An 18,160-nucleotide genomic window follows, 5' to 3' on the forward strand; every position below is an offset into this window, starting at 1 on the left:
GGCCTGCCGCGACGAGAAGGGAGCGGCGGTTGCCCGATCCTGACCAGCACCCGACCGGGTTCGCGGTGTTCTGCGGCCCGGACGTGGGCAAGTCCGAACACCACGCCTGCGCGGTCGACACCAACGGGAAGCGGGTGCACGACAAGGCCCTGCCCAACGACGAATCGGCGCTGCGCACCGTGCTGTCCGGGCTGGCCGAGCACGGCGCGGTGCTGATGGTCATCGACCAGCCCGCCTCGATCGGAGCGCTGGCCATCGCCGTCGCTCGTGATCTGGGGATCACGGTGGCCTACCTGCCCGGGCTGGCGATGCGCCGCATCGCCGACCTGCATCCCGGGCAGGCCAAGACCGACGCCCGCGACGCCCACGTGATCGCCGAGGCCGCCCGGACGATGCCGCACACCCTGCGCCGGGTCGGCACCGACGACGAGACCCTCGCCGAACTCACTGTGCTCGCCGGTTACGACGATGACCTGGCTGGGCAGAGCACCCGGCTGACGAACCGGCTGCGCGACGCCCTGCTGCATGTTCATCCCGCCCTGGAACGCCTGCTCGGGCCACGCCTGGACCGCGGTGGCGTGCTCGACCTGCTCGCGGCCGCGCCCACCCCGCAAGCCCTGCGAGAGCTCGGCGCTGACGGGATCGCCGAGACGATGCGGGCCCGGTCGCCTCGACTGGCCCGCACCCTTCCCGCCCAGATCCTGACCTCGCTCGACGCCCAGAGCCTGACCGTTCCCGGCACGGCCGCGTTCGCCCGTGTCATCACCGGCGTCGCCGGGCAGCTGCGCCAGGTCCACACCGAACGCGACCAGCTCGCCGACGAGCTCGAAGCCCGCCTGGAGGCCCACCCTCTTGGACCGGTCCTGACCTCGATGCCCGGACTCGGGGTCAGGACCGCCATCAAGATCCTCACCATCGTCGGCGACGGCTCCGGGTTCCCCACCGCCGGGCACCTCGCCGCTTACGCCGGCCTCGCCCCAGTCACCCGCCGCTCCGGCACCTCGATCAAAGGCGAAACCCGATCCCAGCGCGGCAACCACGCCCTGAAATCCGCGCTGTTCCTGTCCGCATTCGCCGCCCTGGCCGACCCCGCCAGCCGCGCCTACTACGACCGCAAACGAGCCGCCGGCAAACGACACAACGCCGCCCTGATCTGCCTCGCCCGACGCCGCACCGACGTCATCTACGCCATGCTCCGCGACCGCCGCCCCTACAACCCGCCCACGGTCAACAACCCCGATCCAGAACTCGCCGCCGCTTGACGAACCCATAGAGACACCCCCCCTCCCCGCACATCGTTCGCCGCTGCTGGCCTACCGCTGGGCCGACACCGACCGGGCACTGTCGGCTCTGGTGGGCACGGCGGGCACCGGTTCCGCGGCCCTGAGGTACGGCGACCCGGTCCGCGGTGGTGATGTCATGCCGACGATGCGGTGCGAGATCACCCGGGTCCTCGCCGGGGCCTCGACGGAGACCTCCCGCCAGACCGGTGGTCGGGTGCTGTGCGTGCTGCACGGCAACGGGGAGATCGCGATCGGCGACCAGGTGTTCGTCGCGGAGCCCGGCGACATCCTCGCCGTCCCGTCGTGGACACCGTGGGCGATCCGTGCCGCCGGTGAGATGGACGTGTTCAGCACCAGCGACGCGCCCATCCTGGAGAGCCTCGGCCTCATGCGCACCGAGACCCTCGACGCCCCTTTTCCGACCGGTGCGCTCGCCGGGGTACAGCAGTGAGCGCCATCGTCGTCGGCGGCGGCATCGGCGGCCTCGCCACCGCACTCTCGCTGGCCCGCAACGGCAGGCGCGTCCGGCTGCTCGAACGGGCGGAGGAGTTCGCCGAGATCGGCGCCGGCCTGCAGTTCGGGCCGAACGCCAGCCGCGCTCTGGACGCGCTCGGTGTGCTCGACGACATCCTGCCGCTGGCCGTGCGGCCTGAGCGCGCCGAGCTGCGGGACGCGCTCACCGGGCACCTCATCACCACGCTCGACCTGGGGCCGGCCTTCCACGAGCGATACGGCTACCCCTATCTCGTCCTGCACCGCCACGACCTGCTGGAGACGCTGGTCCAGCACTGCAGGCGCCACTCCTCGATCACCCTGGAGACCCGTCGCAGCGTCACCGGGGTGCAGTTGCGTCCGGACGGCGCGAGCGTCACCTGCGCCGACGGGTCCTCCTACGAGGCGGCGGCGCTGATCGGCGCCGACGGACTGCACTCGACGTTGCGCCGGTGCATCCATGACGACGACCCGATCTGCAGCGGCTACGCCGCCTACCGCGGCACCGTGCCCCGCAGGCTGGCCGGCCAGTCGGCGAGCTCGAACGACGTGGTGCTCTGGATCGGTCCCGGCATCCACCTCATGCAGTACCCGGTACGCCGCGGCGAGCTCTACAACCAGGTCGCGGTGTTCCGCAGCCGACGCTTCGCGCAGGGCCGGACCGGGCCCGGTGAGTGGGGCGGGCCCGAGGAGCTCGACGACGCGTTCGCCACGGCGTGCGCCCCGGTGCGGGAGGCGGTGTCACGCATCGGCCGGGCGCGGCACTGGGCCATGTCCGACCGGGCACCCGCCCCCACCTGGATCAACGGCCCGCTGGTGCTGACCGGCGACGCCGCCCACCCGATGCTGCAGTACCTCGGGCAGGGCGCGTGCCAGGCGCTGGAGGACGCCGTCGAGCTGGGCTACCGGTTCGCTCTGCACTCCAGCCCGGACGGCGTCGACCTCGACCTGGCCTACCGCGAGTTCGAGGCGGCCCGGCTCCCCCGCACCGCCCGCTGCCAGACCTCCGCCCGCCCCTGGGGCGAGCTCTGGCACACCGACGACCCGCTCGTGCTGGCGTTGCGCGAGCGTGTGCTCGGGAGGCGGGCACCCGATGACTACCGCGAGCTCGACTGGCTCTACGCCCCCGTCACCGCCGGTTCCGCGGCGCCCGCACTGACCGTGGCCGGGCCCCAGCCCGCCGTCACCCGCTGAGCATCCGGAGTCCCCATGCGCTACCTGTCCTTCCTCGACGCCGCGGGATCGCGGCGGGTCGGTGCGGTCGAGAGCGGATCGTCCGCGACGATCCGGGACCTGACCGACCTGCTGCCTGCCGGTGCCGGGAGCCCGATCCGCCGGTTGATCGGCGGCGTCCCGGCCGGAGACGTCGCCACGCTGCTCGCCCGCGCGCCGGAGGTCGATGCGGCCACCACCACCGCGCTGCCCGTCGTACCCGACCCGACCAAGATCGTCGCCGCGCCGGTCAACTACCGCGCCCACCAGAGCGAGATGAACGAGTCCGCACATATCGACGCACTCGGCGTCTTCCTCAAGGCGCCGAGCTCGGTCCTGCCGACCGGCGGCACCGTCCGGCTGCCCTACACCGACCGGCGCTTCGACCAGGAGGGCGAGTTCGCCGCCGTGATCGGGCGGACCACCCGGAACGTGTCCGAGCAGGAGGCGCTCGACGCCGTGTTCGGCTACACCGGCCTGATGGACATGACGATGCGCGGTGGTGAGGACCGCTCGGTGCGCAAGTCCTTCGACACCTTCACCCCGCTCGGACCGACCGTCGTCACGCCCGACGAGGTCCCCCCGGTCGACGAGCTGGAGCTGCGGTTGTCGGTCAACGGCGTGCTGCGTCAGCGCGCCGACCTGTCCGACCTGATCTGGAGCCTGCCCCGGCTCATCGCGTACGTGTCGTCGGTGATGACGCTGCATCCCGGTGACGTGGTCACCACCGGCACACCGGAGGGGGTCGGCGAGGTGTTCGACGGCGACCGTATCGACCTCGGGATCACCGGGCTGGACCCGCTGTGGGTCGATGTCACCGACTCCGGTGCCGTCGCCTGTCCCACCCGGGGAGCCCGGCGCGGACCGGTCCCGCCGCGCGAGCTCACCCCCGTCGCCGAACGCGGCGCGCGGTGACCCCGCTCAGCGTCACCGGGTTGGCCCTTCTCGACGACCTGGTCCCCGACCAGGGTCCGCTCGCCGCGCAGGCCGAAGCGGTCCGCGCCGTGCTGCTCGCCGAGCGCACGGCCAAGGACCTCGGGCACTGGGCGGTCATGGCGGCTGCCTTCGCGGCGGACTCGTGCGTGCGCGTCTCCTGGTTCGAGGGGTCCGGCACACAGTTCGTCGCGAGCGCCCGTGCCCGCGCCGATCGCGGAGGCATTACGTCCTTCCACGAGATCGGTGCAGTCGCCGTCGTCGTGAACGGGCGGCGGGCGCTGGCCGACGCGTCCTGTGCGGTGCACATCCGGATACCGGCCGCGGGCGTCGAGGTCGACCTGGTGAGCCGCGGAAGGCTCTGCTGGCGGGTCGAGGAGAGCGACGGCCGCTGGCGGATCGTCTCGATGGACATGGTCTACCTCCGGGACGGGATGACGCCGGTCGAGCCCGGCGTCGCAGTCCCGCGGCTGCCGGTGCCCGAGCGCCCCAGGACCAGCTACGGCTTCCTGCAACGCGTCATGACCGCGGCCGGCTACCCGGTCTCCCCCGAGCTGCCCGGCGTCGATCGGCCCGATCTGGTGGACGTGTTGCTGGCCGGGCACGGCAGGTGGCTCCGGGACGGGGGCCTCCGATGACCGGAGACGAGACGGTCGCCCTGCAGAGCGCCTTCCGGACGGCGATGGCCGGCGTGTGCACACCGGTCTCGGTGATCACCTCGGTGGCCGACGGCCGCCCGCACGGGACGACGGTGAGCGCCTTCACCTCGCTGTCGATGAGCCCGCCGATGGTTCTGGTGTCCCTCGACGCGGGGTCGGACCTGCTGGCCCTCGTCCGCCGGACCGGCACCTTCGGGGTGAACGTGCTCGGGGTCGGCCAGGCCGGTCTGGCCCTGCGGTTCGCCCGGAAGGGCGCGGACGGGTTCGACGATGTGACCTGGTCCGAGCAGGGTGGGGCGGCCCGGCTCGCCGGCTCGGCGGCCTGGGTCGGGTGCCGGGTGGCGCGCATCCACGACGGCGGCGACCACCTCGTCGTTCTGGGTGACGTGCTCACCGTCGCGTCATCGGACCTCGATCCGCTGACCTACCACGCCCGGACCTTCGGGACGCACCTGCCACAGCCACCTGCCACAGCGTCCTGAGCGCACACCGCGGCCACCACCCGGATCGCGTCCCTGGCCGGGGCGACGGCGTGCACCCGCACACCCCAGACACCCTGCTGCACGGCGAGCACCACGGTGGCGAGCGTTCCCGCATCCCGGTCGACGGCCACGGACCGGCCGGTCAGCGAGCCGACGAAGCGCTTGCGGGAGGTGCCGGCCAGCACCGGGAACCCGGTGGCGACGAGCGTGTGCAGCCCGGCGAGCAGTGCGACGTCATGATGAGCCCGTTTGGCGAAGCCGAAGCCGGGGTCGAGGACGATCCGGTCCGGGCGCACCCCCGCGGCGACCGCGACGTCCACTCGGTCGAGCAGCTCCGCACGGACCTCCGCGACCACGTCGTCGTAGACGGCACGATCGTCCATCGTGGCGCTCGGCCCGCGCCAGTGCGTCAGCACCCACCCCGCGTCCGTCGCGGCGACGAGTGCCGCCATCCGGGGGTCGGCGAGCCCGCCGCTGACGTCGTTCACCAGCACTGCGCCCGCGGCGAGCGCCGCCTCCGCGACCGGGGCACGCATGGTGTCGATGCCGACCGCGATCCCCCGGTCGGCCAGGGCGCGCACCACGGGCAGGGTCCGGCGGAGCTCCTCGGTCTCGGGCACCCGGTCCGCCCCGGGGCGGGTGGACTCCCCACCGACGTCGACGATGTCCGCGCCGGCCGCGGCCAGTGCCGTCCCGTGCGCGACGGCGGCCTCCACGGTGTCGTGGAGGCCGCCGTCGGAGAACGAGTCCGGAGTGACGTTGAGAACGCCCAGCACCCGTGCGGTCATGACCGTTCGAGCATCCGGCGCCGCCACCGTTCGGTGCCCGCGACGTCGTTGAAGGTGAACACGTGGAACCCGGCGATCGGGTTCACCCCCTCGGCCAGGTCGGCCCGGAACCCGCGGACCAGCCGCGTCGGGTCGAAACCGCCGGGGGTGAAGAACCGCCGGAGCAGTGCACTCTGTTTGCGCAGGAACCGGGCGGAGTCGCCGACGCCGATGCTCGCCGAGATGCGCAGCAGCTTCTGCCGGGCAACAGCGCCCGGGACGCCGACCTGCACCGGGATGCCGACCCCTTGGGCCGCGACCGACCGCGACCACTCCGACACCGTGGCCGGGTCGAAGCAGACCTGGGTGGTGACGTGGTCGGCCAGCGCCGCCTTCGCCTTGAGCGCCGCCAGCAGGCTCTCGTCCGGGATGGCGGTGTGTCCCTCGGGATAGCCGGCGACCCCGACGTCGGTGAAGGTGTGCCCACTGTCCCGGATCGCATGCAGCAGGGTGAGCGCGTCGGCGTAGTCGCCGGCCGGCTCGCCGTCACCGCCGATCACGAAGAGCCGATCGATCCCGGCCCCGGAGATCCGGCCCAGCAGCTCGTCGAGGTGAGCCCGGCCGGAGATCAGCTTCGCGGACAGGTGCGGGGCGACCGTGTAGCCGTCGGCGGCGAGCCGGATCGCCAGGTCGACGCCGGCCGCGATGCCCTTCTGCGGCGAGGCGGTGACGGTGAGGGCGATCGTCCGCGGGACGTGTTCGAGCACCGCCTCCCGGGTCCCGCGGAACGGCATGACCTCGTAGCCGATCGTCTCCAGGGCCGTGCGCAGTGCTGTCATCGTCCGCTCACCCGGGACTCTGCCGCCGTGACCGTGTTGGCGAGCAGCATCGCGATGGTCATGGGCCCGACCCCGCCGGGAACGGGTGTGAGGGCACCCGCGACCGGAGCCACGTCGGCCTGGTCGACGTCGCCGACCAGGCCGGTCGCGGTGCGGTGGATCCCCACGTCGATGACCGCCGCACCCGGTGCGACGTGGGCGCGGGTGATGATTCCGGGAACACCCACCGCAGCCACCAGGACGTCGGCGGCGCGGGTGACCGCGGGGAGGTCACGGGTGCGGGAATGGGCAACCGTGACCGTGGCGTCGCGCCCCAGCAGGAGCTGCGCCCTCGGCCGTCCGACCAGTGTGGACCGGCCGACGACCACGGCGTGGCTGCCGGCGAGCCCGATCCCGCCGGCATCGAGCAGCGCGATCACCCCGGCCGGTGTGCACGGCCGCAGCCCGGGCTCGCCGCGAGCGAGGAGACCCTGATTGTGGATGGTGAGCCCGTCGACGTCCTTCTCCGGGGGGATCCGCTCGACCAGCCTGGCCGCCTCGAGATGCCCGGGCAACGGGAGTTGCAACAGGATCCCGGTGATCCCGTCGTCCGCGGCGAGCTCGTCGAGCACCGCCGCGACCTCGGACTCGGCTGTCGTACCGGGCAGGTGCCGGTGGACGTCGCCGATCCCGGCCGCGACCGCGGCCTTGCGCTTGCTCGCTACGTACACCCCGCTGGCCGGGTCGTCGCCGACCAGCACCGTGGCCAGTACGGGGGCGGCGGTGAGCGCCGCGGCGCGGCGGGCGGTCTCCGCACGGACCCCGCGGGCCACCGCCCGGCCGTCGATCACACTGGCGGTCATCGGCCGAACACCACCGTCTGGTTGCCGTCGGTGACGATCCGGTCCTCGCAGTGCCAGCGCACCGCTCGCGACAGCACGGCGCGCTCCACGTCGGCGCCCTTCTGTACGAGGTCCTGCACGGTGTCGGCGTGCGAAACGCGGACCACGTCCTGCTCGATGATGGGCCCCTCGTCCAGGTCCTTGGTCACGTAGTGGGCGGTGGCTCCGATCAGCTTCACGCCGCGATCCTTGGCTTTCGCATACGGCCCCGCTCCGATGAACGCGGGGAGGAACGAGTGGTGGATGTTGATCATCGGAACGCCCAGCCGTTGCAGGAAGTCGTCCGAGACGATCTGCATGTAGCGGGCGAGAACGACCAGGTCGACCCGGCCGGCCAGCAGCCGCAGGTGCTCGGCCTCGGCCTCGGTCTTGTCGCCGGTGACCGGCACGTGGACGAACGGGATACCGAACGGCTCGACGTCGGCGGCCAGGTCCGGGTGGTTCGCCACGACGGTGGTGACATCCATCGCGAGCTCGCGGCGGCGCCATCGCCACAGCAGGTCCAGCAGGCAGTGGTCGGCGCGCGAGGCGAAGATCGCGACCCGCTTCCGCTGCGCGGTGTCGTGCAGCGACCAGCGCAGTCCCAGCCCGTCGGCGATCTCGCGGTCCAGGTCGGCCGCCAGCGCATGCCGCGCCGCGTCGAGATCGGGCAGCGCGAAGACGGTGCGCTGCGCGAACTGTCCGCCGACGGTGTCGGTGGAGTGCTGGCGCAACGAGACGATGTTCGCCCCGTGCCGAGTCAGTACCGCCGACACCGCGGACACGATCCCGGGCCGGTCGGGACCCTGCACCAGCAGCCTCCCCACCCCGGCGGTGTCGTCGAGCCCAGCAGCGGCCGGGCCTCCCGCGGTCAGCGCGGCGGCGCTCGCCCGGCTGCGCCGGGCCGTCACGCCGGCCATCAGTGCCCCAGCGGCGTGGTGCTCACGCGCGCTCGGAGCGTGGTCTGGACGTGCCGTTCGACGTTGCGTTTCGGCGTTCCGCCGTCCTCCTCGCCCCAGACGATCGTGACCTCGGCGCCGTCGGTGATCACGGCCTCGTCGAGGAACCCGACCGACATCCAGGAGCCGATGTTCACGGTGTACCCGCAGAGCGTGGACACCCCGACCGGCCGGTCGTCGACGAGCACGCTGTCCATCTGGATCCGGGAGTAGCGACCCAGCGGGGTGTCGAGGTACTTGGCCCGCTTCTCCCCGTCGAACAGGCTGGAGGCGTGGATCCGGGCCACGTCCTCGGGGTTCCAGCGCAGCCAGACCTTCCGTCGGTGCGGGCCGTCGGCGATGCGCTGCAACGCGTCCCGGCCGACAAAGTCGTGATCGAACTTCACCAGGTGGCCGTAGCCGAAGTCGTACGGGGTCGTGTAATAGTCCTCGACGGTCGGCGCGGCGTAGCTGACAATTTGCCCTCGTACCCGTTGCCGGGCAGCCACTCGCGGTAGCCCTTGAGCTCGGGTGCGGTGTAAATCGCCGGGGTGGGCTGGGCCGCGTAGCCGGACTCGATGCCGCCGGTGTAGTAGGCGAGCGCACCGCCGAGTACCAGCCCGAACTCCTCACCGGCGGACACGAGCGCGTCCCAGCAGGGTTGGTGGTCCTCCCACGGGCCCCAGATCTCCATGCCCATCGACTCGGCGCCGGGAACGCCGGCCATCGTGTGCGACAGGGCGCGCACCGGCCGTCCCCCGAGGGTGAAGGAGGTCATTCCGAAGAACCGGACCGGCCCCAGCGGGCCGCCGTGAGCCTTCTCGAGGATCGCGCGCGCGGCCGGGCCCTCGATCTCGAAACGGAACAGCCTGCGGTGCCCGCCGGGAGGCTGGTCCGCGGTCCGCTCGTCCCGCACGACCGCCACGTCGTAGCCCTGGGTCTCGGCCCGGTAGGTGAGCCAGTTCGCGGTGGCGGTGGGCCCGACCACGCTGACCTCGTTCTCACCGAGCCCGAACAGCACCGCGGTACCGATCATCCGCCCCTCCTCGGTGCAGGTGACGAGGTGCTTGGCCTTGTTCGGAGCCCAGGTCGCGAAGCTGTTGGTACCGGACTCGGCCAGCAGCCGGCCGACGTCCGGACCGGTGAAGTAGACGTCGGTCATGTGGTGGCTCTGGTCGAACAGCACCGCCGTCGTGCGCCAGGCCGCCTGCTCGTCCTGCCAATTGGTGATCTGGTCCGGGTAGTCGAAGCGGAACCGGTTGGCGGGTGCGCGGCGCAGCATCCGCAGCGGGTCGCCCACCCGCGCCAGCTTCGCCTCGAGGCTTTCACGCATCTTGGTCTCCTCGTCCAAGATTGCTCCGTATACGTACTATTATCTCGGACGGTAGTTGAGCTCGAGAGTCTGGTCAAGCCGGTGATTGACGAGGACTGACAGTACGCATACGTTCGACCTCATGTCGCAGAAACCGGTCGACGCAGTCGTCGCCGCACACCGCGCACTGCACGCCGCAGGGCAGGCCGATCTGATCTGGGGTCACGCGGCGCTGCGGGACCCCGGCGGCCGCGGCCTGTGGACCAAGTCCGCCGGCTGGGGGCATGGAGGAGATCACCCCGGAGAAGGTCATCCTGATCGCCGATGACGGCACGGTCCTCGAGGGCAGCGGCCGACGGCACATCGAGTTCCACATCCACGCCGCGCTCCTGCGCGCCCGCCAGGACGTCACCGCGACCGTGCACACCCACGCGGACGCCGCGACGGCGTTCGCCGCGCTCGACGAGCCGCTGCGTCCGCTGTCCCACGACGCGATCCCCTTCCTCGACCCGGACGTCGTGCGCTTCACCCGCACCGGCGATCTCATCGCCACCTCCGAGCTGGGCGACGCCCTGGCCGAGACCATCGGCGACGCCAACGGCTGCCTGATCCCCGGGCACGGAATGGTGACGGTCGGGACGGACCTGCCGACGGCGGTGATGCACGCGGCCCTGCTCGACCGCGCCTGCCGGATCCAGCTGCAGGCGGCCGCCGCCGGAGGGCCTGCCCGCTGGTCGTCCGACAGCGAGGTGCAGGACAAGCGCAGAGGCCTGTGGACACCCCAGCAGCTCGACGCGGGGTACGACTACCTCGTCCGAGCCGGCTCCACCGGCCCCGGGTGATCCTCGGATCCGCGACCGACGTCCACCGCAGAGCGACGACCCACCGGAACGGGCCCGGCTGCAGGTCCGCACGATTCGCGCCTGCGGCCGGGCGACCAGCTCCGGGGGTTTCCCGGCTCGCGCGGTGGTGCACTGGCGCCATGGAGCAGACCACCGGCACGCACCGGCCCGACGGCGCGGGGCAGCAGACCGACCGGACCGGCGCGCGGCCGATCCTGTTCTGCTGCACCCATTCCACCGGGGAGGCCGCGACCAGTCTCGCGCTGGCCGGCGAGCTGGCCCGGCGGGGCGTGCCGAACCTCGTGTTCGCCGCCGACGAGAACCTGCGCGGCCCGGTCGGCGAGCTCGCCGACCGCAGCACGGTGGAGTTCGTCTCCCTGGGGCCGGTGAACCCGGCGCTGGCACTGACCATGATCGACGACGCGACCTACGCCCGGATCCACCAGCGGTCCCGGGTCCGCGGGTTGCGGGCGCGGTCCCGGCAGCTGTTCGACGTCGACCACCTCGTGCAGCGCTACCAGGCCCTCGACGAGGTCGTCGAGCGCGTCCGGCCCTCGCTGATGGTGATCAACCGGTTCGCCACGCACGCGCTGCAGGTCGCGCTCACCCGCGGCATCCCCTACGTCATCACCGCACCGTGCCTGCTCAGCAGCCTGATCGAGCACGACCTCCCGCGCGGGTTCCCCCCGCCGTCGTCCGGGCTGCCGCTGCGGCGCACGTGGCGGCAGGAGCTGGAGCGGATCTGGTTCACGGTCGGTACCGGCACCGTGTTCCTCGACCGTACGGTGCTGCGCAGCGCCGTACGGCTGCACCGGCGGATGGGCGAGCTCGGGATCGACCCGCGCACCCTGCGCGCCGCGGTCCACAACGCGAACGCCCGCAGTGTGCTCTGCTTCTCCGTGCCCGGGGTCGACTACCCGTTGGCGGCCCCGGAGCGGGTACGGATGGTGGGGGCGCTCGTCCCTCCGGACCGCCGCGACGAGCGCGACGCCGACGTCACCCGGTGGCTCGACGCGCACCCGGCCGTCGTCTACACCGCCTTCGGCTCGATCACCCGGATGACACCGGACCAGGTCCGGTCGGTCGTCGCTCTCGCCCGTCGGCTCGGGGACGGGCACGGGGTGCTGTGGGTGCTGCACCGCGACCAGCAGCGGTTCCTGCCGGCCGACCTCCCGCCGAACCTGAAGGTGGTGCCCTGGGTCCACTCCCAGCTCGGGGTGCTCGAGCACCCGCACGTGCGCGTGTTCTTCACCCATGGCGGCAGCAACAGCGTCCACGAGAGCCTCTACTTCGGGGTCCCGGTACTGGTCCGTCCCACCAACGTCGACCAGTTCGACCACGCGGTGCGCGCCGTCGACACGGGGATCGGTCTGGCGGTCGAGCGGCCCGACCTCGTCGACGTCAAGGACACCCGGGGCAGGCTCCTGCGGTTGCTGCACGAACCCGGGTTCGCCGAGCGGGCGTGGGAGATCGGCCGGGCCCAGCGCTCCGCGGGCGGGCTCGGTGCGGCCGCGGACGCCGTCCTGCAGGAGCTTCCCGAGGCGACGGCGCACCGGTCCTGACGACGCGGCCCGCCCCTCCCGGCGGGCCACCCCCGGCTCACCCCGCGCGCAGCCGGAGCCCCGACTCGACGGCGCCCACGAACGACATCACCACGACCACGCCGCACAGGACCGACGCCACCGGCGCCAGACCCCACACGTCCACCGCGGTCCCGGCGAGCAGGCTCGCGACCGCGGCGGCGAGGTGGCAGTACAGGTAGACCGCCGCGAGGGTGCCCGCGTGCGCGCCCTGGGGGCTCCGGGCGAGCAGGACCCGCATCGCACCGGCGAACGCGACACCGAACCCCGCCCCGGCCACGACCGCGGCGGCGAGGTAGGCGGCGAAGCTGCCGAGGGCGATCGCCCCGACGAACCCGCCGGCCCCCGCCGCCAGCACGGCGGCCCCGCCGGTCAGCGCGCGTACCGCGGGCAGCCCGGCGACGGCGAGACCCGCCACCGGCCCCGCGAGGTGGTAGACGGCCACGGCCAGGCCGCCGCTGAACAGGTCGTCACGCCCCAGCACGAACGCCGCCAGCGACGGGGCCAGCGCCTGGGTGAACCCGCCCAGGACGTAGGTCGCCGCGACGACGAGACACACCATCGGGAACACCCCGCGTGCGGCCCGGGGCACCCGGACCTCCGGCCGCAGGGACCGCAGCGCGCCGGGTCGGCGGGCCGCCGTCTCCGGCAGCAGCGCGACCGTCGCGGCGGCCGTGGCCAGTACGGCCGCCGCGACCACGAAGGACCAGAAGGGTGCCCCGACCGGTGCGACCTGCACCGCGGCTGCGGAGGCGAGCGCACCGACCGCGATCCCGCCCGGCGGGGCGCCGCTGGTGATCGCCCCGGCCAGGCCGGCACGCGCCGGCGGCGCCAGGTCGACGACGTAGGCGCCGAGCGCGCCCAGGGCCAGCCCCACCGACGCTCCCTGCACCGCCCGCCCGGCGATCAGTGGCGCCGACGAGTCCACGGTGGCCAGGACCAGGCACGCCGCCGCCCCGATGAGCAGAGCGGGTACGGCCACCCGGCGCCTGCCCACGTGGTCGGACAGGCTGCCGCAGCACAGCAGCGCGATCAGCAGCGGCACGATGTAGACGGCGAAGGCACCGGTGAGCGCGATCGTCGAGATGCCGTAGGACCTCTGGTAGACGACGTACAGCGGAGCAGGCACGCCGGCTGCGGCACACACCACGAGGAAGGACACCGACGCGGCTGCGAAGGCCGGCGGGCGCGGACGGGACCGGAACACCGGGCCTCAGGTCGCCGGGACGAGGGACGACGGGACATCACGGAGCACGCTCCGAGACTAGGCGCACCGGGCCGGTGGATCACCCGGACTGTGACGCCCGGTCCACCGCGATCCGGGCATCGACAACGACACCGGGACACGTCCCTGCTGCTCGTGCCCGGGACAGCCACCGGGCCCGCGGCGAGCTGTGACGGGCGTGGGCCGGCGGACCCGGCACGCCCGTCGGCGTCACGCTCAGCGGAGGAGGGCGCGCAGCACCCGGGCGTTCTGCTCGGGATCGGGAGCGCCACCGGTGATCGCCGGGGTGTGCACGAACGACTCGACGATGCGCACCGTGGCATAGGCGAGCTCCTGCGGTTCGAGCTCGATGGTGACCCGCCCGACGGCGATGTCCTCGGCGAGGAAGCCCGCCACCTTCTCGGTCACCCGCCGCTGGAACTCGCTGGCGTCCTGGGTGAGCAGCCGGGCCAGCAGCTCGGCCTCGGTCTCCTGCAGGTGACGGATCCCCGGGTGCCGGACGACGTCGGCCGCCCACCGGCTCAGGATCTCCGCGGTCCAGCTCCGGGCGGGTGAGTCCGCCCGGACACCGTCGGCCGTCCGGTCGATCGAGCGGTCCGCATTGAGCCAGAGCACCTCGACCAGGAGCTGCTCACGGGTACCGACCCACCGGTGCAGCGTCACCCGGCTCACCCCCAGCTCCGCCGCGATCGCCCGGATGTCGATCCGACGACCGGCCTGGAACCAGCGATGGGCGAGGTGCAGCGCGTCGAGCGCCGTCGCACGCGGCCGGATGCTCCCGCCGTGGTCGAGCTGCCGGCGGAGCGTGGTGCCACCGGACAGGTCGCCGTCGGTCGCTGTGGATCTACCGCTCACCGCTGCACCGTCACCTTCGTCGACCGGGCCTCGTTCGCTGTTACAGATGTAGTCGAGTGATACATCGAGCATCGCAACGACGCGAGTGTAACGGAGGAAGCCCATGTCGCGCCTCAGTCGACGAACCGCCCGGCTGGCCCTGGCGAGCGCCGTCGTCCTGGCATCGGTGATCGTGGCCGGCCAGGCCGTGGCCGCACCGCCCTCTCCCCTTCCACCGGTGACACCCTCGCCGTTCCCGGTCGTCGCCCCCTCCGACCTGCCGCTCCCCCCGCCGACGCTGCCCGACGAGACCTTCGCGCCGGTCGACCGTCCGGGGCCGGCGTTGAGCGTGCCGTCCGACCAGCTCGACGCCGCGGTCCGCTGCACCGCGAACGCCGCCGACGCCGACCGTGACGTCGCCCTGTTCGTACCCGGCACGACCCAGACGCCGGAGGTGAACTTCGGCTTCAACTGGTTCTCCGCGCTCGACGACCTCGGCCGGCCCTACTGCTCGGTGACGCTGCCGAACAACGCCATGACCGACACCCAGGTCGCGGCGGAGTACGTCGTCCACGCGATCCGCCACGTGCACGCCCTCAGCGGCCGCAAGGTCGACGTCCTCGGGCACAGCCAGGGCGGCACCGAGCCGCGTTTCGCCCTCCGGTTCTGGCCGGACCTGCGCGCGATGGTGGACGACTACATCGCCCTCGGTGCCACGAACCACGGCAGCATCGCCATCAACGCGGCACTCTGCACACCCGCGACCGGATGCGCCGAGGCGCTGTGGCAGCAGACGCTGAACTCGCACTACACGCAGGCCATGAACTCCTACCAGGAGACCTTCGCCGGGATCTCCTACACCCAGGTCTACACCCGGACCGACGAGTTCGTGCAGCCCAACCTCGACGACAGCGGCACCACCTCGCTGCACGGTGGTGACGGGGAGATCACCAACGTGGCGCTGCAGGACGTCTGCCCCACCGAGGTGGCCTCGGAGCACATCGCGGTCGGCACCTACTCGCCCGTGGCCTACGCGATCGCCATGGACGCACTCGACCACGACGGCCCGGCCGACCCCGCCCGCGTCGACCGGGGCGCCTGCACCCGGCTGTTCATGCCCGGGGTCGATCCGCTGACGTTCCCGACCGACTACGCCGCCACCCTCGGGCTGATCGCGAACCAGCTCGCGCTGGCCCCGAGGGTCGAGACGGAGCCGGAGCTGCGCCCGTACACCCTGGCCGGGGAGCGGCAGGACTGACCGCAGCACCCTCCGGGGTACGGCGGCGCCGCGGCGCCGCCGTACCCGCGTGCCGGGGCCCCGGCCGGGTCGCGGGCCCGGAGCGACCCCGACGGCCGCGGTGCCCGTCGGTCGTCGGCGTGACCTGCGGTGTTAACCGTTCGGTTCTCGTCGCGGTCGCCTTGTGTCGTGGACGTCCCCGCCGGGGTGGGCGACCGTGGGTGTCACCACCGACGACGGAGGAACCCCACTGTGACCACCACGGTCCCCGCCCCCACCGGCCCGGCGTTCTGGATGACGAACCCGGGCGCGACCCCCAAGGGCACCCGCAAGGAGTTCGTCGACCCCGCCGACATCCCGTGGACCGACTGGCTCATGCCCGGGACGCGCTTCAAGCTGCTCTACGCGAACCTGGTGAGCGGGAGCTTCACCGTGATCCTGCAGGTCGACCCCGGGGTACAGGCCACCCCGCACTGGCACATGGGCAACGTGCAGGCCTACATCCTCGACGGCGGATTCCACTACCACGAGGACGACCCCGGGCGGACCGGCACCTACACCTGCGAGGTCGCCGGCGCGGTCCACGAGCCGATCGCCCCGGACGGCACCACGATGCTCGCCTTCGTGGACGGCCCCATCGCCGGCTACCTGCCCGACGGGCAGCTCGGTGTCGTCGCCGACGCGCGCCTGCACTACTACATGGCCCGCGACAACGACGCCGTCGCCCGCACGCAGGTCGTCGACTACGCCACCGACCCCTCGCTCGGGCTGCACGACCGGTCCCGACCCTGACCGACGGCCCGCCGGCGGTCGCTCCGGTCACGGTGCGGCCCGCCGGGGGCGGGCGCGCTCGCCGACGAGATCGACGGTGTGCCCCGGCCCACCGCCGCCCCCGGCCCACCGCCGCACGGACCGGATCGGTGGCCTGCGAGCCGATCGACACTCGTCGCCGCGCCGGACACCGGGTGCTGCCGACCCCCGAGAGGACCCGATCAGCATGACCGCGCCCGCCGTCCCGTCGTACGCGTCCGGGACCTCGGACACCCCGTTGCTCGGCGACACCATCGGTGACGACCTGGACCGCACCGTGGCCCGGGTCCCCGACAACGACGCACTGGTCGAGGTGCAGACCGGGCGCCGCTGGACCTACCGCGAGCTGCAGCGCGCCGTCGACGACCTGGCCACCGGGCTGCTCGCCGCCGGTCTCACCGTCGGGGACCGGGTCGGGATCTGGTCGCCGAACACCGCGGAGTGGACCCTGACCCAGTTCGCGACGGCCAAGATCGGCGTCGTCCTGGTCAACATCAACCCGTCCTACCGGACCCACGAGCTGGCGTTCGTGCTCAACCAGGCCGGGATCTCCACGCTGGTGTCGGCGTCGTCGTTCAAGACCTCCGACTACGAGAAGATGATCGCCGAGGTCCGGGCGGACTGTCCCGACCTGCAGCGCGTGGTGATCACCGGTTCCCCCGAGTGGGACGCACTGGCCGCGGGGGACGCCTCCCGCCGCGACGAGCTGGCCCGGGTCCAGGCGTCGCTGACCGCCGACGACCCGATCAACATCCAGTACACCTCCGGGACGACCGGGTTCCCCAAGGGCGCGACGCTGTCGCACCACAACATCCTCAACAACGGCTACTACGTCGGCGCGACCTGCGGCTACACCGAGGCCGACCGGGTCGCGATCCCGGTGCCCTTCTACCACTGCTTCGGCATGGTCATGGGCAACCTGGCCTGCTCCACCAGCGGCGCGACGATGGTCATCCCGGCCCAGGGCTTCGACCCGAAGGCGACCCTGCACGCGGTGCAGCAGGAACGCTGCACCTCCCTCTACGGGGTACCGACGATGTTCATCGCCGAGCTCAACGACCCCGACTTCGACTCCTATGACCTGTCCAGCCTGCGGACCGGGATCATGGCCGGCTCACCGTGCCCGGTCGAGGTGATGAAGCAGGTCGTGGACCGGATGGGCATGACCGAGGTGACCATCGCCTACGGCATGACCGAGACCAGCCCGGTCTCGACCCAGACCCGCGCCGAGGACTCCGTCGAGCGCCGGGTGTCCACGGTCGGACGGGTCCACCCGCACCTGGAGGTCAAGGTCGTCGACCCCGAGACCGGCCGGACCCTGCCCCGCGGTGAGCCCGGTGAGCTGTGCACCCGCGGCTACTCGGTGATGCTGGGCTACTGGGAACAGCCCGAGAAGACCGCCGAGGTCATCGACCGCGCCCGCTGGATGCACACCGGTGACCTCGCCGTGATGGACGACGAGGGCTACCTCAACATCACCGGCCGGATCAAGGACATGGTCATCCGCGGCGGGGAGAACGTCTACCCCCGCGAGATCGAGGAGTTCCTCTACACCCACCCCGACGTCGTCGACGCCCAGGTCATCGGCGTCCCCGACGAGCGCTACGGCGAGGAACTCTGCGCCTGGGTGATCCTGCGGCCCGGCGCCGCGGCGATGACCGCCGACACACTGCGCGAGTTCGCCACTGGCAGACTCGCCCACTACAAGATCCCCCGCTACGTCCTGGTCGTCGACGAGTTCCCGATGACGGTCACCGGCAAGGTCCGCAAGGTCGAGATGCGCGAGAAGTCGGTCGGGCTGCTGGGACTCCGCGACGGGTGACCGGTGGCGCTCCGCGCGGGCGGTGGCGGGTGG

19 protein-coding genes are annotated in these 18,160 nt (G+C 72.5%); 11 read left to right on the forward strand and 8 right to left on the reverse strand.

Annotated elements, in window-relative coordinates; translation table 11 throughout:
* The first annotated feature begins 29 nt into the window (after positions 1 to 29).
* From KPF47_RS18395 to KPF47_RS18420, 6 genes are all read left to right on the forward strand, one after another.
* On the forward strand, positions 30 to 1,262 hold the full coding sequence (locus KPF47_RS18395; RefSeq protein ID WP_224389991.1) for an IS110 family transposase: 1,233 nt from the start codon (positions 30 to 32) through the stop codon (positions 1,260 to 1,262).
* Between the two features lie 157 nt (positions 1,263 to 1,419).
* Entirely contained in the window at positions 1,420 to 1,734 is a 315-nt protein-coding gene (locus tag KPF47_RS18400; RefSeq protein WP_224389992.1) for a cupin domain-containing protein, read from the forward strand.
* The gene (locus KPF47_RS18405; protein ID WP_224389993.1) at positions 1,731 to 2,969 is read left to right on the forward strand and encodes an FAD-dependent monooxygenase; all 1,239 of its coding nucleotides are present in this window, start codon (positions 1,731 to 1,733) and stop codon (positions 2,967 to 2,969) included. Before KPF47_RS18400 ends, KPF47_RS18405 begins: the two co-directional genes overlap by 4 nt.
* 15 nt (positions 2,970 to 2,984) lie before the next feature.
* The gene (locus KPF47_RS18410) at positions 2,985 to 3,902 is read left to right on the forward strand and encodes a fumarylacetoacetate hydrolase family protein (protein ID WP_224389994.1); all 918 of its coding nucleotides are present in this window, start codon (positions 2,985 to 2,987) and stop codon (positions 3,900 to 3,902) included.
* Positions 3,903 to 3,922: 20 nt separating this feature from the next.
* Positions 3,923 to 4,558, forward strand: a complete 636-nt coding sequence (locus tag KPF47_RS18415; protein ID WP_224389995.1) for a nuclear transport factor 2 family protein — start codon at positions 3,923 to 3,925, stop codon at positions 4,556 to 4,558.
* Positions 4,555 to 5,061: a flavin reductase family protein gene (locus KPF47_RS18420; RefSeq protein ID WP_224389996.1), complete on the forward strand. Its 507-nt coding sequence runs from the start codon at positions 4,555 to 4,557 to the stop codon at positions 5,059 to 5,061. The genes KPF47_RS18415 and KPF47_RS18420 overlap by 4 nt, the downstream gene beginning before the upstream one ends.
* On the opposite strand, the gene folP is transcribed toward KPF47_RS18420, so the two are convergent.
* Genes folP through KPF47_RS18450 form a run of 6 tightly spaced genes read right to left on the reverse strand, consistent with a single transcriptional unit; the run spans position 5,004 to position 9,816 of the window.
* On the reverse strand, positions 5,004 to 5,849 hold the full coding sequence (folP, locus tag KPF47_RS18425) for a dihydropteroate synthase (protein ID WP_224389997.1): 846 nt from the start codon (positions 5,847 to 5,849) through the stop codon (positions 5,004 to 5,006). The two genes, KPF47_RS18420 and folP, sit on opposite strands and share 58 nt — an antisense overlap.
* Positions 5,846 to 6,667, reverse strand: coding sequence for a methylenetetrahydrofolate reductase (locus tag KPF47_RS18430; protein WP_224389998.1), 822 nt, complete (start codon positions 6,665 to 6,667; stop codon positions 5,846 to 5,848). The genes folP and KPF47_RS18430 overlap by 4 nt, the downstream gene beginning before the upstream one ends.
* Positions 6,664 to 7,509, reverse strand: coding sequence for a bifunctional 5,10-methylenetetrahydrofolate dehydrogenase/5,10-methenyltetrahydrofolate cyclohydrolase (locus tag KPF47_RS18435; RefSeq protein WP_224389999.1), 846 nt, complete (start codon positions 7,507 to 7,509; stop codon positions 6,664 to 6,666). The genes KPF47_RS18430 and KPF47_RS18435 overlap by 4 nt, the downstream gene beginning before the upstream one ends.
* Positions 7,506 to 8,447 carry a formyltetrahydrofolate deformylase gene (gene purU, locus KPF47_RS18440; protein ID WP_224390000.1) on the reverse strand — a complete coding sequence of 314 codons (942 nt, stop codon included), beginning with the start codon at positions 8,445 to 8,447 and terminating at the stop codon, positions 7,506 to 7,508. The genes KPF47_RS18435 and purU overlap by 4 nt, the downstream gene beginning before the upstream one ends.
* On the reverse strand, positions 8,447 to 8,872 hold the full coding sequence (locus KPF47_RS18445; protein WP_224390001.1) for a hypothetical protein: 426 nt from the start codon (positions 8,870 to 8,872) through the stop codon (positions 8,447 to 8,449). The genes purU and KPF47_RS18445 overlap by 1 nt, the downstream gene beginning before the upstream one ends.
* Complete coding sequence (locus KPF47_RS18450; RefSeq protein WP_224390002.1) at positions 8,869 to 9,816, reverse strand: hypothetical protein; 948 nt, start codon at positions 9,814 to 9,816, stop codon at positions 8,869 to 8,871. Before KPF47_RS18450 ends, KPF47_RS18445 begins: the two co-directional genes overlap by 4 nt.
* Positions 9,817 to 10,061: 245 nt before the next feature.
* Here KPF47_RS18450 and KPF47_RS18455 point away from each other — a divergent pair, with 245 nt between their 5' ends.
* A complete protein-coding gene (locus tag KPF47_RS18455; RefSeq protein WP_224390003.1) occupies positions 10,062 to 10,619 on the forward strand; it encodes a class II aldolase/adducin family protein in 558 nt (185 codons plus the stop codon).
* Between the two features lie 140 nt (positions 10,620 to 10,759).
* Positions 10,760 to 12,181, forward strand: coding sequence for a glycosyltransferase (locus KPF47_RS18460; protein WP_224390004.1), 1,422 nt, complete (start codon positions 10,760 to 10,762; stop codon positions 12,179 to 12,181).
* Positions 12,182 to 12,218: 37 nt separating this feature from the next.
* Here KPF47_RS18460 and KPF47_RS18465 read toward each other — a convergent pair whose 3' ends face one another.
* Both KPF47_RS18465 and KPF47_RS18470 read right to left on the reverse strand, forming a co-directional pair.
* Positions 12,219 to 13,406 (reverse strand): MFS transporter, encoded by a 1,188-nt coding sequence (locus KPF47_RS18465; protein WP_308015424.1) that lies wholly within the window; start codon positions 13,404 to 13,406, stop codon positions 12,219 to 12,221.
* Between the two features lie 234 nt (positions 13,407 to 13,640).
* Positions 13,641 to 14,279, reverse strand: a complete 639-nt coding sequence (locus KPF47_RS18470) for a QsdR family transcriptional regulator (protein WP_224390005.1) — start codon at positions 14,277 to 14,279, stop codon at positions 13,641 to 13,643.
* A 103-nt stretch (positions 14,280 to 14,382) separates the two neighbouring features.
* On the opposite strand from KPF47_RS18470, the gene KPF47_RS18475 reads away from it, so the two are divergent.
* The 3 genes from KPF47_RS18475 (at position 14,383) to KPF47_RS18485 (ending at position 18,127) form a co-directional block, all read left to right on the forward strand.
* Positions 14,383 to 15,516 carry a triacylglycerol lipase gene (locus tag KPF47_RS18475; protein ID WP_224390006.1) on the forward strand — a complete coding sequence of 378 codons (1,134 nt, stop codon included), beginning with the start codon at positions 14,383 to 14,385 and terminating at the stop codon, positions 15,514 to 15,516.
* A 231-nt stretch (positions 15,517 to 15,747) separates the two neighbouring features.
* The gene (locus KPF47_RS18480; RefSeq protein WP_224390007.1) at positions 15,748 to 16,287 is read left to right on the forward strand and encodes a 2,4'-dihydroxyacetophenone dioxygenase family protein; all 540 of its coding nucleotides are present in this window, start codon (positions 15,748 to 15,750) and stop codon (positions 16,285 to 16,287) included.
* 205 nt (positions 16,288 to 16,492) lie between these two features.
* Complete coding sequence (locus tag KPF47_RS18485) at positions 16,493 to 18,127, forward strand: AMP-binding protein (RefSeq protein ID WP_224390008.1); 1,635 nt, start codon at positions 16,493 to 16,495, stop codon at positions 18,125 to 18,127.
* The last annotated feature ends 33 nt before the right edge of the window (positions 18,128 to 18,160 follow it).

The organism is Pseudonocardia sp. ICBG1293 (assembly GCF_020131355.1).
GTDB lineage: Bacteria > Actinomycetota > Actinomycetes > Mycobacteriales > Pseudonocardiaceae > Pseudonocardia.

Excerpts from the sequence above, each read along its gene's own strand:
- KPF47_RS18400 (WP_224389992.1), top strand. The coding sequence starts at position 1,420 with ATGCCGACGATGCGGTGCGAGATCACCCGGGTCCTCGCCGGGGCCTCG.
- KPF47_RS18410 (WP_224389994.1), top strand. The coding sequence starts at position 2,985 with ATGCGCTACCTGTCCTTCCTCGACGCCGCGGGATCGCGGCGGGTCGGT.
- KPF47_RS18420 (WP_224389996.1), top strand. The coding sequence starts at position 4,555 with ATGACCGGAGACGAGACGGTCGCCCTGCAGAGCGCCTTCCGGACGGCG.
- folP (WP_224389997.1), bottom strand. The coding sequence starts at position 5,849 with ATGACCGCACGGGTGCTGGGCGTTCTCAACGTCACTCCGGACTCGTTC.
- KPF47_RS18430 (WP_224389998.1), bottom strand. The coding sequence starts at position 6,667 with ATGACAGCACTGCGCACGGCCCTGGAGACGATCGGCTACGAGGTCATG.
- KPF47_RS18435 (WP_224389999.1), bottom strand. The coding sequence starts at position 7,509 with ATGACCGCCAGTGTGATCGACGGCCGGGCGGTGGCCCGCGGGGTCCGT.
- purU (WP_224390000.1), bottom strand. The coding sequence starts at position 8,447 with ATGGCCGGCGTGACGGCCCGGCGCAGCCGGGCGAGCGCCGCCGCGCTG.
- KPF47_RS18455 (WP_224390003.1), top strand. The coding sequence starts at position 10,062 with ATGGAGGAGATCACCCCGGAGAAGGTCATCCTGATCGCCGATGACGGC.
- KPF47_RS18460 (WP_224390004.1), top strand. The coding sequence starts at position 10,760 with ATGGAGCAGACCACCGGCACGCACCGGCCCGACGGCGCGGGGCAGCAG.
- KPF47_RS18475 (WP_224390006.1), top strand. The coding sequence starts at position 14,383 with ATGTCGCGCCTCAGTCGACGAACCGCCCGGCTGGCCCTGGCGAGCGCC.
- KPF47_RS18485 (WP_224390008.1), top strand. The coding sequence starts at position 16,493 with ATGACCGCGCCCGCCGTCCCGTCGTACGCGTCCGGGACCTCGGACACC.